This is a genomic window from Undibacterium pigrum, assembly GCF_003201815.1.
In the GTDB taxonomy this organism is placed as follows: domain Bacteria; phylum Pseudomonadota; class Gammaproteobacteria; order Burkholderiales; family Burkholderiaceae_D; genus Undibacterium; species Undibacterium pigrum.
On record NZ_QJKB01000011.1, the window covers coordinates 159,570 to 173,965 of the forward strand.

Below are 14,396 nucleotides of genomic sequence, written 5' to 3' on the forward strand. Positions count from 1 at the left end.
AAATATAAATAGAATTGTAATATCTAATCAGGAAACTCTGACACGAGCGGCTTCAGTGTAGACAAGGACTGAATAGGCTACACTAGAAAACCTGGCTGGCTGGGCCCCTGCGCATCTGGCCGCATCTGGTATTTATCAATGCACATGATGGCGCTGGAGCGGAGTTTCATGGAAATGAGCTGGCTACATAAATTCGTCGCAGTTTACATCATCATTTATACTTCAAACCCTTTTAGCGGTCTAAAAACTGATAATTTGCCGCCAATCATGAATAAAACTACCGAATTATATGGCGATAAAAAATAAATCCCAGCCCGAAGCGCAGCAACTGGCTGACAAGGCCAGCTTGATACAGCACAGCAGGCGCAATGCCGTCCCGCAGAAATTAGTTCCTGAACAAGAGAATTTGCCAGCGGACAGTGTAATTGAAGCAATATCGACCCAGGACACCATGCCAGAGAAGCAAAACTCTGAAGGAAATAGTGGTCAGGGGGTAGTCAATAGCATCCCAGCAGTAGCGCCCGCCGGTTTAAGGCAAAAAATCCGCCGCATCCCGGGCCTGGGTTATGCCCTGGCCTGGTGTAATGCCTTGCTGCGCTTGCCACGCACACGCTTTCAAACGGAAGTGGATATTGCAAATCTGCAAAGCCAGATTGATGAATTGAACCGGCAACTGGTCAGCCAGGTGCATCAACATCAGGAGCTGAAACAGCGCTTCGCCCAATTTGAAGCACTTAAACTGCAGCAACGCATGGACCAGTTCGATGCGCTGGATGTAGGTAATCGTCTCATGCAGTTTGACCGCCTCCACATAGCACGTCAGTTGCGCTCTGTGAATCTGATGATGCGTGCTGGTTTGCAAACTGCCAGTGTGCAGGACAGCGATGTGGTGCCAGCGATGACTGCAAAAGTAAAAGACCTGAATCGTGCTGAGATGTCTGACCTGGCACCAGTCAGGAAAGTAGCGGCGGCAGATTTGTCAGCATCTGATTTTGATCAGGACCAGTTTTATCTTGAATTTGAGGCTTTGTTCCGTGGTTCGCGGGAAGATATCAAGCAGCGTTTGCAAGTGTATTTGCCTTATCTGTCGCACATCAGCAGCCAGCCCAAAGAAGAACGCAAAATGGTCATCGACGTAGGCTGTGGCCGCGGCGAATGGCTGGACCTGCTGGATGAGCAAGGCATACCCGCCATGGGCGTAGACATGAATATCTCCATGGTGAATGCTTGCCTGGACCAAGGTTTCCTAGTGCGCCATGCCGATGCGATTGCCTATCTGCGTGAACAGCCTGCTGGCAGCGTAGGTGCAGTGACAGGCTTCCAGATCATAGAGCATTTACCGTTTGAACAATTGGTCGCCTTGTTTGATGCGGCACGCCATGCGCTGTGTCCTGGTGGCGTGATTATTTTTGAAACCCCGAATCCGGAAAATCTCAAGGTAGGTTCCTGTAACTTCTATTTCGATCCTACCCATTTGCATCCTATCGTCCCGCAAGTGGCAGAGTTCATGGCAAGGCAGCGCGGCTTTTCTCATGCAGAGATTTTGCGCCTGCATCCTTATCCTGATGATCATATGCTGGCTGGTGGCAGTGAGGTCGAAGCATTGCTCAACAAGGAGTTATTCGGTCCTCAGGATTACGCAGTCATAGGTCGTAAATAAGATGCAGATACATCAATTCAGTCCCTCCTGCGGCAAGGGTGATGGCGTCAGTAATGGCATGTTCTTTACCCGCGGTCTGCTGCGGGAAATGGGATATACATCGCATATTTATTGCGACCTTGTGCAAGATGAAGTGCGTGATGAAGTATTGTCCATCAGCGAACTGCAACTCTCCAGTGAAGATATCTTGCTGGTGCACCACAGCCTGGGTTATGAAAATTCAGCCTGGCTGAAAGATGTGAAGGCACGCAAGGTACTGGTCTATCACAATATTACTCCACCCCAGTTTTTGCCTGACAATGGTCTGCCAGAATTGAGTATTCTCGGTCGCCAGCAATTGGGCCTATGGGCAGAGGATTTCCAGGCAGCGATAGGTGATTCGGAATTGAATAGTTCTGAACTGCGCGCCGCCAATTATGCCAATGTCGTAACCATTCCCTTGCTGGTGGATGTGACGCGCTGGCAGCAGCATGCCTACAACACCAGTCTGATGAATAACTTGCGCGGCGCGCATAATATTTTATTTGTCGGGCGTTTATGTGAGCATAAACATCAGCTGCAATTACTGGAAATGTTCAATGAACTGCGACATTTTTCCAGCCAGCCGGTACGCCTGATACTGGCGGGTGGCGTGACCAGCCTGCCGTATCAGGAAGAAGTGCGCGCACGCATCACGGCCATGCAACTCGATGGGCAAGTGCTGATGACAGGCAAAATTTCTGAAGAAGATTTGCTAGCTCTTTACCGTAGCGCCGATGCCTATGTCAGCCTGAGTGAGCACGAAGGTTTTGGCATGCCGCTGATAGAAGCCATGCTGCATGATGTGCCTGTGATTGCGCGTGCCACTGCAGGCGTGACCGACACCATGGGCAAGGCTGGCATTCTGCTGGATGACAATGTCAGCCCGGCACAGTGTGCGGCCCATGTACAAATGGTATTGAGCGAGCCTGCCTTGCGTCGCAGTCTCATCGCCGGACAGCGAGAAAATATCCAGCGTTTTTCACGTGTACAGATCAAGGCAAATCTGCAGGCATTCTTGCAGACGCTGGAGGTGCCTATGCCGGCTGCTCATGCAAATGCAAGTGAACCGTCGCTGCCATTGTGGCAGATCGAAGGCCCCTTTGATTCCAGCTATAGTCTGGCGATTGTGAACCGTGAATTGGCACGCGCGCTGTCATCGCAACAAGAGTCATCTGATATGCAACTGGGTTTGCGTAGCCGAGAAGGACATGGCGACTTTCCTGCATCTACAGAATTTCTGGCGGCGAATCCTGATATCGCGGCCATGCAAGATATCAGCAAAAACACCTGGGTCATGCCGGATGTGACTTTGCGCAATTGTTATCCGCCAACGCTGGATGATATGCAGGCCAGGGTCAGGGTAGTCAATTCTTATGGCTGGGAAGAAACCGGTTTTCCGCAAGAATTTGTCAATGAATTCAATCGCAAGCTGGACCTGGTACTGGTGGTATCGCGTTTCGTCGGCAAGGTCTTGCGCGACAATGGTGTGCGTGTACCGATAGCTGCAGTGGGTAATGGTGTTGATCATCTGCTGGGAGTGGCTGCTGCACCTGTTCCGGCAGCTTTACTGGATGGCTTGAAAACTTACCGTTTCCTGCATGTGTCTTCCTGCTTCCCGCGCAAGGGGCCGGATGCCTTGTTGCTGGCTTATGGGCAGGCATTCAGGGATAGTGATGATGTCAGCCTGGTCATCAAGACTTTCCCCAATCCGCATAATGAAGTGGCGCAACAGCTTGCGGCCTTGCAGGCCGCAGATCCGAATTTCCCCCATGTGCAGATCATCATGGATGATTACAGCCAGGCACAAATGCGCGGTTTGTATGAAATATGCCATGCTGTGGTCGCACCAAGTCGTGGCGAAGGTTTTGGTCTGCCGGTGGCTGAAGCCATGCTGCTCAAATTACCAGTGATTGCTACGGCATGGAGCGGGCAAATGGATTTTTGCGATGACAGCAGGGTATGGTTATGTGACTACCATTTCGCTAAATCGACTTCGCATTTCAGTGCCGTGCATTCTGCCTGGGCTGACCCTGATGTTGACCATCTGAGCACCTTGATGAAGGAAGTATATGCCAGCCCGGCTGAGGTGATCGCAGCCAAAACGACAGCGGCCCATGCCTATATTTCGGCAAATTATGCCTGGGCTGATGTTGCCAATAGATCGCGGCAGGCCATTGCCGCGCTGGAACAGCAGCCCTTGCTGCGCAAGGAGCCACGTATAGGCTGGGTCAGTACCTGGAATGCGCGTTGTGGTGTGGCTTCGTATTCTGCCTTCCTGACGGCAGGTATTCCTGCTGACAGGATAGTCTATCTGAGCAGTCACATCCCCGAGCGAACTGCGCGTGATGCCGACAATGTCATCCGCGCCTGGGACGCCAGCATGGATGAAGATCTGGAATACGTCCATTTGGCCATACAGGAGCAACAGCTGGATGCCATCGTCATTCAATATAATTTTGGTTTCTTTTCACTGACTGCACTGGCCGATCTGATTTGCCGTGTGAAGGATGCAGGTAAAGCTGTGTATGTCTTCTTTCATTCCACGGCAGATGTGCCGCGTGATGAGGGCCTGATCTCCTTGAAAACCATCACCAGTCAGTTGCGACTGGCAGATCGCTTGTACGTGCATGGGATTGATGACATGAACCGGCTCAAGAGTTATGGCGTGCATGAGAACCTGCTGTTTTTCCCGCAAGGTCTGATGCCTACCCTGGATGATGCCGTTGCCAGGGTTGATGCACGTCACTTGCAGGGAAAAACCGTGATTGCCGCCTATGGCTTCCTATTGCCACACAAGGGCATACAGGCATTGATCAAGGCTTTTGGTTTATTGCGCGAGCAGGAAGGCGGTGAGCAATATCATTTATTGCTGGTGACTTCACTTTACCCGGTAGGTTTGTCGGAAGGCGAATATCATTTGTGCCGTCGTCTCATGTATGAGTCTGGCCTGGACGCGCATGTGACTTTCCTGTCTGATTATTTGACAGATGAAGTCAGCCAGTCGTGGTTGCAGCAGGCTAATCTGATTGTCTATCCATATCAAAAAACGCAGGAGTCATCCAGCGCTGCCGTGCGCATGGGCCTGGCGTCTGGGCGCCCGGTGGCAGTCACGCCACTCTCGATTTTTGATGATGTAAAAGATGCGGTACATGTCTTGCCAGGCACAGAGCCGGCAGAGATTGCCGAAGGTATTGCGGCAATTTTGCATGACCCGCAAAAGATGAAGGCGAAGGCGCTACAGGCCAAAACCTGGACAGCAACCAGGCAATGGCCAGCCTTGTCACGACGTTTATTGAATACGATAGATGGTATTGCGAATGCGCTGGATATGGAGATTGGTCGCTTGTAAAAATATCAGCAGAGTCAAAGAAAACGGCGGATGAGCATCCGCCGTTTTTTTTACTTGCCACAAGCAGTTTTTTCGCGGGCTTGCAGCAGGGCGATCAGCCTGGCCGTATGTTTTTCCCTGGCCCAGTCTTGCAGGTGATGGTCGGTATCGAAAAACCAGCTTTCTTCGTACATGAAATCCCTGGGTTTCCCCACATATTCCAGGCCCAGCTGGGTGAGTCGTGCGGGCAAGTTGTTATAAAAAAGCTGGTCCTCCGCATCGCTATCGTATTTGGCATGGTGCAGTAATACGGTGGGCATGGCGATGACGCAGATGTTATTGGCCTTGGCCCATTGCGCATAGTTTTCCATCCACTTCCAGCCACCGGTTTCTGTGGCCGCTCTGTGGCCGTAATCCCAGGCTTTGGCTGCTTTCAGCGCGGCGATATCGCCTGCGCTGCGATCGGCGGGGCTGGAGTGGGTCTGGTCGCCCCGTGCATCCAGATGATGGGCTCCATATGTACCGCTGGTCACCGGACTGTCTGGCAGTTGACGCAAGCCATGTAGCCAGCGTTCTGGCCCCAGCCCGGCGGCGTACTGCAATTGCTGCAGACGTGTCAGGCTGCGCCAGTAATCGAGGTCTCTGGCCATGACGTAGTCGATGACCTGTGCATTGGCTTTGCCTGCATCAAGGTAAAGTGCATATTCCATGGGCATGAGTATGATGTCACCAGGTCGGGCGACTCGACGCGATACATCGAGTATATAAGGCAAGCCCAGGCCTGCATTCACTGCAAGGTTGACGACTGGTTTTTGCCAGAAATTTTCCAGCATGCCTGAGTCTATGCCAAACATGGCATTCGAACCCGCGACGACCAAGACTCGTGGTGATTTGACTGCTTGCGCGGCGTGAATCTTGTGCTGATAGGCATCGTAGACCCAGCGTGAACTGGCAGTGGCTGCACCTAGCTGGCATTTGATGCCGACTATCCACAGTATGCTGAGTATCAGGAAACTGCCCATCATGGCGAGCAAGAATTTTTTCATGTTCTGCTCGCTTAAAAATTAAAGTACAAAAATTCTGTGGCTGGCCTGACGGCCATCCATTTCAATGCAAACCACAGGCATATACCGGCGATGATGCCGAGTGCCACTTGCCTGCGGTCACTGAGCTGGCTGACTGCAACATTCGGGCTGGGATCGTACTTCAATAGCTGCGTGGTATTCGGCAAAAACCAGACGATGGCCATGCCTATGCCTATCCATAACCAGCCTGCATCGACAGAGGTGCTCAGCAGGGCTTCGGCCACGTGTGCGATATTTTGCCAGGGCAGGGCAGGCAGATGCGCGCCAGAGCCGGGTTGCAGCAAGGCTGCATACATGTGCCCCGCAGTGGTCAGGTCTGGTGCCCTGAACAAGACCCAGGCGAAGGCGACCAGGATAAAGGTGACGGCGATGGTGAGGGCAGCGGGCAATTTATTCCATACTGCACGCAAGGCAACACTGCCTTGCAATACATGGTGCCAGAAATGATTGATCAACAGCATGCTGCCATGCAGGGCACCCCATAAAAAGAAGTTCCAGCCCGCGCCATGCCATATGCCAGCCAGTAGCATCGTCAGCCAGAGATTGCGATAGCGTTTGAACTGGCCATGGCGATTGCCGCCCAGTGGTATGTACAAATAATCGCGTAAGAAACTCGACAAGGTCATATGCCAGCGCCGCCAGAAATCGATGATGGAAGTCGCCTTGTAAGGTGAGAAAAAATTGACCGGCAACTTAAAGCCAAACATCAGCGCCAGGCCTATGGCCATGTCTGAATAGGCTGAGAAATCAAAATACAATTGCAGGCTATAAGCAAGCATGGCTTGCCAGGCTGCTTCGCCGCCAGGCGTGGTTTGTCTGGCAAGTTCAAATACCGGGCTGGCGTAACGTGCCATGCTGTCGGCCAGGATGGCTTTTTTGAACAGGCCCAATGCCAGGAATGTGGCACCAGTGATCAGTGCTTCTTTTTGCCTGAAAAGCGGATTTTCATCTGCGCGGGTTTGCGCAATCAGGGGTTTATGATGAACGATGGGACCAGCGATGAGTTGCGGGAAAAACGAGACAAAAAACAGATAGTCGAGGGCATTGTGTCTGCGCACATCACCGCGCCTGCAATCAACCAGATAAGCGATTTTCTGGAAGGTCACGAAGGAGATGGCCAGCGGCAAAACCACAGGGTCTATGGGCGGCGCTGCATGAAATACGGCAAACAGATTTGCCAGCAGGAAGTAAGTATATTTGAAGCCACAGAGCACCAGCAGATTGAAGCTGATGCCTGCTTTCATCCAGCGGCTGGCCAGGCTGTCGTTTTGATCTTGCCTTGCCTTCAGTATGCGGCCACCCAGCCAGAAATTGATGCTGATGGAACCCAGAAGTACGGCCAGATAGCGCACATCCCAGACAGCATAAAAGACCAGTGAAGCTACTACCAGCCAGCCCAGCGCCAGTCTTAGCCCCCCGGTTTTTTTGCATAGCCACCATACTGCCAGGGTAATGGGCAAGAAAAGAAACAGGAATTCAAATGAATTAAATAGCATGGTGAGCTGTTGAACTGGTAAGTTGGCGAGGCAGTATCAGGCCTTGCAGTGATTCAGCTTGCGCCCAGAGCCAGTTTTTGCAGTTCGTCGGGTTTGCGTATGATGAGGCGGTGCAAGTCTTTTTCGACTATCCCCTGCTGCGCCAGATGCAAGAGCGCGCGAGTGACGGTTTCCCGGCTGGTGTTGATCATCATGGCGATGTCCTGATGGGTGGGCAGGTTTTCTATGACTTCGAGATTGCCCGGCATGGTTTTTTTAAACAGGGCAATGAAAGCATAGATGCGCCGGGAGGTATTGCTGATGCTCAGCAAGGCACGGAATTCTGAATCACGCTGAATTTTTTCTGCCAGATGGCGCAACATCATGTTTGCCATGGCAGGCGAATGCGAAAACAGATGCAGGGCCGTAGTGCTGGGTAAGAAACCGACCAGTACATTGCTCAAGGCCACCACCGAGGCAGAGCGTGGCGTGCCATTGATGATGGCAATTTCACCAAAGAAGTCACCTTCCTTGAGCATGCGCAAACCAATGGCGCGCCCATCTTCAGTCACATCAACAACTTGTAATTGTCCGGATAACAAGAACAACAGGCTGTCGCCGATACCGCCTTTTTGCAATACCACATCACGCTTGTTGAAATGACGCACGCGCATGTCGGCCTTGACCCGGTTCATGTCTTCATCATTGAGGCCCATCAACAGGGGGATATTGCGCAAGTTAACCGTAATCTGGTTAACCTTGACCTGGACCTTGGTCTGAATCGGAATATTTAATTGCAGTTGTCCAGGCGTGGGTGGTGGAGACTCCGCGCTCGGTGTCTTGTTGTGGATAACAGCAACTTCATTATTTGATACCGTCATTGGTCAATCCAATTTTGAAGACTGGTTTTTGCGCCATTGCGCAGCAACTGGTCATTCGTTCTCAATTTATCCTGTGTCCATGCTAATGACAGATGGTGACAGCGAGCCATAAATTCAAATTATGGGCATATTCTGCACCTGTCAATTTGTGTGCAGATTGTGCGTATTCTACCCGCCTCTCATTTCCCTCACCTTATTTGCGCTAATCCCTGCGGTATGTGGGGGCATGGAATGACAGCGGATGACAAGGGCTTTAGCCAAGTGTTTAACCCGGACTCAGAAATTTTGCCATTGCCAGCTGAGTTGCAGGGTTTTGCTATTGTATTGAAGGATGGAAATGTTTTCCTTGTTATTTGTAGCGCGAAATTCCAGTTGCAAGGCATGGTTATTTGTCACATACCAGTTCACTGCAGTTCTCAGGGTTTGGGTCTGCTGCCGCCTGGCTACATCAATCAAACCGGGCGAATAAATCTCTTCACTTTGCCAAATTTGCTGGCTCCAGCCCAGTTCCATCTCGGTGCGCTGCGAGAGTTGGCGCCTCAAATTGAGGTTGCCGTAATAACCCTCGCGGTGACCACTCAGGCGATTGGCATGGGCACGGTCCGCCAGATAGGCAATGCTGCCCTGTAGCTGAAATTTTTCTGCTTCATAACTGGCCAGGCCGCGCAGCTCCCAGGTGTGGCCATCAAAATTACGCAGCGTCGGATACTCTACATGGGTATAGGCGGCTATGGTACTGAAACGCCACGGGCTGGATTGCTTTGCCGGCGGTGTCAGGCGTAGTTGCGCTATTTCCTGTTTCTGATACAGCGTGCCCCCCAGGCTCAATATGCTGGCCATGGCCGTGCCTTTGATGCTGTAATCACGCCATTTCCAGGGGCGCTCAAGGCCAGCCGCAAATGCCAGCGTGTTATAGGATGTCAGGGTATCGTAACTGCGGGCGCGTACTTGTGCAAAACCCAGCGTCCCATCTTTCGCCAGTTCAGTGGATATATTTGCCGACAAAGTCGCGAAACGATCCGCCTTCGGTTGATACTCAGGTAATAAGATAAGTTCTTTTTGTTCGCTACCACTACCAAAGATGAAGCTGGGATTGCTGGCACCTTGATTGACATTGGTGTCGTAGCCCACTTCCATGGAAACGGATATATGTTTTGCTGCGGAGCGCACCAGGCATTCCTTGGGTTGCAGGATATCCAGTTTTTGCAATTGTTCTTCAGTCAGCGGCAAACTTTGCTTCATCTTCAGAAACAGCCGGTCAGCCTCGGGTTTGTTCCCCAGCTCGCATTGCAACATGGCAAGTTCCAGCCAGGCGCCTGCATGTTGTGGGATTTTTTCTATTAAATTGCTGAGTATGGCCTTCGCTTCGTCATGGCGTTTTTCACTGATCGCTTTCAAGGCTCCCAAATACAGGCTGTCACTGTCGGTCTCTTCCGTGTTCGTTCCAGCATGGGTTTTGCCGATGAAGAGCAGCAATAGCATCAGGGGCAGGATGCGCATATATTTGCTTTGTTTCTTCATACCATGACCTCGACTGTATAAATCGTGGTTGGTTTCTCTTTGCCCTTAAGTAAGCGCTCACCTAGCGGAAGGAAGTTATGCCTGTTAGAGCTATCTACAGTTCCTTTGCCAATGATGATGTCATGCGGGAAGTGTCGTGCGGCGTCTTCAAGACGTGAGGCGGTATTCACACTATCGCCAACGGCTGTGTAAATGCTGCGGAATGAACTGCCGAAGTCTCCTGCAATGGCAATGCCGCTTTCTATTCCGATTCTGACTCTAATCTTTTTTCTCCCTTGTAACTCGTACAGGTTACTTAATTTTCTAACATTTTTTACTATTTCTATGGCGGCATCCAGCGCCAGATCGGCATGATTTTCGACTGGCAAGGGTGCGCCCCAGAATGCCACCAGACCGTCACCGGTGTATTTATCCAGCGTTCCACCTTTTTCCAGGACCGGTGCGGTCAGGCATTCCAGAAACTCGCGTGTCAGATTGGCTGCCTCTTCCATGGGCAAATTTTCAACCTGGCTGGTATATCCTTCCATATCAGCAATCAGCGTCGTGACATGTAACTGACGCGGTGCCAGCGGGTCTTTTAAATCACTGCGTAATAATTCCTGCACTACTGCTTTGGCAACATACTGCTGCAGGGTCCCCAGCAGTCTGCGCGATTTGCGCTGAGCTGTCTGCCAGCCAAATGGTACCGCTACAGCCAATAAAAAAAAGTTTGCTACCAAAGGACTGATCGGGGAGAACCACATATCGTGATCAACGACCAGATAAGCCAGTATCACCCAGGTGCAAGAAGCGATTCCCAGCATCAAGGTGTTCCACAGGGCCGAAAAGCGAGGAAACATGAATACTGCCATTCCCGCAGTCAAGATGCTGAATAACAGCGCAATCCAGCGTCCTGGCCATTTTGCGTAGTGCTTGCCTTCCTGTTCATCAAGCATGGTCGTCAGTGCCTGAGCATGCACCAGAAAACCGCTGGTGGACGCATGCAAGGGTGTTGGAACGCGGTCCGCCAGGCTCAGGGATGATGAACCTATAATGATATATTTACCTTGCAGGGACTCCAGCGGCGTAGTTCCCTGCAAAACACTGAGTGCAGGAACAACTTCGTAGGAGGCCAGTGTCCGGCTGTAATCTACCCGTGCGAAACCGTTTTCGTCGACATCAGAGAAACGGCTGTTGCCTGCATATGTCCTGGCTGTTTTTTTTCCAGAACAGCATTGCAGCAATACACGTGACAAAGTGTCGTAGACCTGATTGTTAAAGCATGTCTGAACCGGAATCCGGCGTAAAGTTCCATCCGGGTCGGGGACAAAGCCAATGTTGCCTATAAATCTGGCATCGCTGAGGCCGGTATGATTGGCTATAAAGCCAGTCGCCGGTGCCATATGATCCAGTTCTGCCCGGGTAAATGTGCTGGCTGGTACGCCGCCAATCAATTGACCATTGCGGGCCGGGGTAAATTTATTCTTATTAAAATCAAAGGCCTGTGCCAGCACTACCGGACCATGGGCTGCCAGCATTGCCAGGCGTTGGTCGCCGACGGTATCCTGTTGTTTTTCAAAATAGATATCAAGGGCTACACCACGAACATTGAACTCGGTGATCAGTTTCTCTATCAGATCAGCAATCCGCTCCCTGGGCCATGGCGTAGCGCCAAGCACAGAAATGCTATGATCATCAATGTCTATCAGGGCCAAGCGCTCTTCCGGCAAGTCTTTTGCCTTTAACTGTGCATAGCGGTCTCTTAACCATTCGTCGCCTGAGAACAGGCGTTGGCTTTCAGGTAACCATTGATTGACCGCACACAGGCTGACCGCGAGGGCGGCAATAAGCAACCACAAATAAGTTTTTGCCTGAGTGCGCAAAAAAATCCCGAATGCGTGCCTCATGTTTGCTTGGAAGTGTCCGTTGAATTATTCAAAGTGCAATGAGGCGAATGGGGAAAACGTATTAATCAAAATAATTTGGGCTGCATCATAAGCCGAAATGAAAAATAATATTGGATTTTATGCATCTTTATTTCAGATAAATGCATATTTTCTTGATTTCCAGTAAGCGTAGAGATAAAGCAGATTGTCAATGTAAGTATTTATTTGGCTAACGAAGTGCTGTTTCGCATGAACAAAGTCAGGCTATTCATAATAAACCTACTGTTTTCAATGGCTTAGGGAAAAAATGTTATAGTAACTGGAAATCGTAAATTGTGACCGTCATCACAATATTTTTTATTTATCAGTGGATAATGGTAAAAGTAAAAATTAGTATTAGCTGGGGCAATGTGCACTCAGTGTGAAGGATTTTGCTGAATCTTTCAGCAAGCAAGGATGAAATATGAAGATGCGAACAGATAATATGCCTGGAAATTTCCTCAGATGGATACTCGTATCCCTGATGGCTCTTCCTGCTTTGGCATTTGCTGAAGATGCCGCAAAGGTAACGGCGATTTGGGGTAAAGTGCAAATCAATGGTAAATCTGCCGCGATGGATAGCCAGATTCCAGAAAATACCACCATCAAAACCGGGGCAGATGGCTATATCTACCTGAAAACCCTGGATGACGGTTTGCTTATCGTGCGTCCGAATAGCGAAGCCCGTATCGTCAGCTATCATGTAGATAAAAACGATCCTGCCAATACACGTATCAAACTTGAACTGGTGTCTGGCGTTGCGCGCAGTGTTTCAGGTAGTGCGGTCAAACTGGCAAGGCAAAATTTCCGGTTCAATACACCAGTTGCTGCTATCGGCGTGCGCGGTACTGACTTCATCGTTTCCACTACACAGGATGTAACACGGGTAGTGGTGCTTGATGGTGGCGTTGTTGTCAGTGGCTTTGATGGAGCATGTTCACCACAAGGTGGTGGACCTTGCGAAGGCATTAGTGCAACAGAATTATTTGCTCGTCAGCAAGGTATGTTGTTGCAGATCAACAAAGGACAAAGCAAGCCGCAACTGCTGCAATCGGCACCTGGTATTTTGCCGGACTCTTTAGCGCCTCCGAGGTCTGATGAGCCAGGTAGCAAAACTTTGGGTGCTAACAATAATACGAATGTTGCTGGAGTAATCGACCCTAATCTTGACCCAAACAAGGCCGGTGGTGTTCAACAGACTTTGGTGAATAATAAACCGTCAACTGGTGGTGGGAATTCTGGTGGCCAGGTTGTACTTGCCAATACCATCATATGGGGACGCTATTTTGATTTGTTTGGTCAAAAAGCAGAGATAGATACCAGAAAGCAAGATGAGAACCAAAGTAAAAACGTCGGGATGAATAATTACTACGCTGTATTTCAGGCGAAAAATACTGAATGGCAAGTGCCAAATACCGGCAGTATGGGTTTTGCAATGAAAGATGGCCAGGCGCTGATTGTAGATAAAGTCAAGAGTCTTGAATCGGCCGCCAAACTGGAAAACGGTAAATTGCAACTTGACTTTGCCACCGCCACTTTTACAACAGGATTTGATGTTATTTCTGGCAGTGAGAAGTTTGCCTTGAGAGGTGAGGGTAGCGTTTATGCCAATGGTGTGTTGTATGGCGTCAATCAACAGGTACCATCGGCAAATATGTCCGTAAATGGCGTGGTGACTGCGGAAAAAGGCGGTACTGCTTCTTACGTCTTTTCTTCCAAGCTGGATGAAGATGGAAAGCGCATGGTTTATGGCGTTACCTACTGGAATAAGCGATAACACATTGTTGGCGTAATTATGCATGTAGCTTTATAGGCGTAATATTTTATCTCGCTGTAAAAATCTGTAACTTTCATCAAGGGGCTTCTTCGGAAGCCCCTTGATTTTTTGTATTGACTGAATGGAGTCACAATTCAACTTCCTGCAGGAAATTGCTGCGAAATACAGGCATTCTTTATTCTGACTATATATAAGTGACAATTGGAATTAAAATGGTTTATTGGTGTTTTGATATCGGCATGGATGGGCGCAATTCGACTCAGGCAAATAAATTATTTAGTAATTTGATGTAACGAAATATTCATTTTGGTTTACCCCCGGGGAAGTCGTATAATTGTAGGTTGGCAAAGTCACATCTAGACGTTTCATTTGAAAGCTGTTTCTGCAGAACAAATGAAAAATCTGGAATAGCAAAGCCAAATGTTGTTAAATCCCGCTTTTTTTTGAAAATGTGATTTCGGTCACATCTTCGATTAGGTGCTTCTGCGATTATCTGCTTGCCGTAACGCGAGTAGGTGCCTAAAAAGCAAGCTTCGCACTTTTTAAATTAAATATAAATTAGGAGTTCTAAATGGCTAATACAGCTGCTGATATCCAAAAGCTTTACATCGCTTATTTCAACCGTCCTGCAGATCCAAGTGGTCTGGCCTACTGGACAGCCCAGAATTTCACGCTGAACCAAATCGCTGACAGCTTCTCCAAACAAGCAGAATACGCCACCGTATTTGCTGGTAAAACAACAGA

The 14,396-nt window shown here is 49.7% G+C and carries 8 protein-coding genes; 3 read left to right on the forward strand and 5 right to left on the reverse strand.

Features of this window, described 5'->3' with window-relative positions; genetic code table 11:
• Positions 1 to 289 precede the first annotated feature (289 nt).
• Together DFR42_RS24215 and DFR42_RS24220 are read left to right on the forward strand one after the other, a co-directional pair.
• Positions 290 to 1,660, forward strand: coding sequence for a class I SAM-dependent methyltransferase (locus DFR42_RS24215; RefSeq protein WP_110257624.1), 1,371 nt, complete (start codon positions 290 to 292; stop codon positions 1,658 to 1,660).
• A 1-nt stretch (position 1,661) separates the two neighbouring features.
• Positions 1,662 to 5,030 carry a glycosyltransferase family 4 protein gene (locus DFR42_RS24220; protein WP_110257625.1) on the forward strand — a complete coding sequence of 1,123 codons (3,369 nt, stop codon included), beginning with the start codon at positions 1,662 to 1,664 and terminating at the stop codon, positions 5,028 to 5,030.
• Between the two features lie 50 nt (positions 5,031 to 5,080).
• Here DFR42_RS24220 and DFR42_RS24225 read toward each other — a convergent pair whose 3' ends face one another.
• The 5 genes from DFR42_RS24225 to DFR42_RS24245 all read right to left on the reverse strand — a co-directional run bounded on the left by DFR42_RS24225 (position 5,081) and on the right by DFR42_RS24245 (position 11,857).
• Complete coding sequence (locus tag DFR42_RS24225) at positions 5,081 to 6,055, reverse strand: hypothetical protein (protein WP_110257626.1); 975 nt, start codon at positions 6,053 to 6,055, stop codon at positions 5,081 to 5,083.
• Positions 6,056 to 6,066: 11 nt separating this feature from the next.
• Positions 6,067 to 7,590, reverse strand: a complete 1,524-nt coding sequence (locus tag DFR42_RS24230) for an MBOAT family O-acyltransferase (RefSeq protein ID WP_110257627.1) — start codon at positions 7,588 to 7,590, stop codon at positions 6,067 to 6,069.
• A 53-nt stretch (positions 7,591 to 7,643) separates the two neighbouring features.
• Entirely contained in the window at positions 7,644 to 8,450 is an 807-nt protein-coding gene (locus tag DFR42_RS24235) for a Crp/Fnr family transcriptional regulator (RefSeq protein WP_110257628.1), read from the reverse strand.
• Positions 8,451 to 8,726: 276 nt separating this feature from the next.
• Positions 8,727 to 9,971 (reverse strand): tetratricopeptide repeat protein, encoded by a 1,245-nt coding sequence (locus DFR42_RS24240; protein ID WP_110257629.1) that lies wholly within the window; start codon positions 9,969 to 9,971, stop codon positions 8,727 to 8,729.
• Positions 9,968 to 11,857 carry a CHASE2 domain-containing protein gene (locus DFR42_RS24245; protein ID WP_110257630.1) on the reverse strand — a complete coding sequence of 630 codons (1,890 nt, stop codon included), beginning with the start codon at positions 11,855 to 11,857 and terminating at the stop codon, positions 9,968 to 9,970. Before DFR42_RS24245 ends, DFR42_RS24240 begins: the two co-directional genes overlap by 4 nt.
• 442 nt (positions 11,858 to 12,299) lie before the next feature.
• On the opposite strand from DFR42_RS24245, the gene DFR42_RS24250 reads away from it, so the two are divergent.
• A complete protein-coding gene (locus DFR42_RS24250) occupies positions 12,300 to 13,652 on the forward strand; it encodes a FecR family protein (RefSeq protein ID WP_110257631.1) in 1,353 nt (450 codons plus the stop codon).
• The last annotated feature ends 744 nt before the right edge of the window (positions 13,653 to 14,396 follow it).

What these genes read in the sequence shown, in the direction of transcription:
- DFR42_RS24215 (WP_110257624.1), top strand. Translation starts at nt 290, where the DNA reads ATGGCGATAAAAAATAAATCCCAGCCCGAAGCGCAGCAACTGGCTGAC.
- DFR42_RS24220 (WP_110257625.1), top strand. Translation starts at nt 1,662, where the DNA reads ATGCAGATACATCAATTCAGTCCCTCCTGCGGCAAGGGTGATGGCGTC.
- DFR42_RS24225 (WP_110257626.1), bottom strand. Translation starts at nt 6,055, where the DNA reads ATGAAAAAATTCTTGCTCGCCATGATGGGCAGTTTCCTGATACTCAGC.
- DFR42_RS24230 (WP_110257627.1), bottom strand. Translation starts at nt 7,590, where the DNA reads ATGCTATTTAATTCATTTGAATTCCTGTTTCTTTTCTTGCCCATTACC.
- DFR42_RS24235 (WP_110257628.1), bottom strand. Translation starts at nt 8,450, where the DNA reads ATGACGGTATCAAATAATGAAGTTGCTGTTATCCACAACAAGACACCG.
- DFR42_RS24240 (WP_110257629.1), bottom strand. Translation starts at nt 9,971, where the DNA reads ATGAAGAAACAAAGCAAATATATGCGCATCCTGCCCCTGATGCTATTG.
- DFR42_RS24245 (WP_110257630.1), bottom strand. Translation starts at nt 11,857, where the DNA reads ATGAGGCACGCATTCGGGATTTTTTTGCGCACTCAGGCAAAAACTTAT.
- DFR42_RS24250 (WP_110257631.1), top strand. Translation starts at nt 12,300, where the DNA reads ATGAAGATGCGAACAGATAATATGCCTGGAAATTTCCTCAGATGGATA.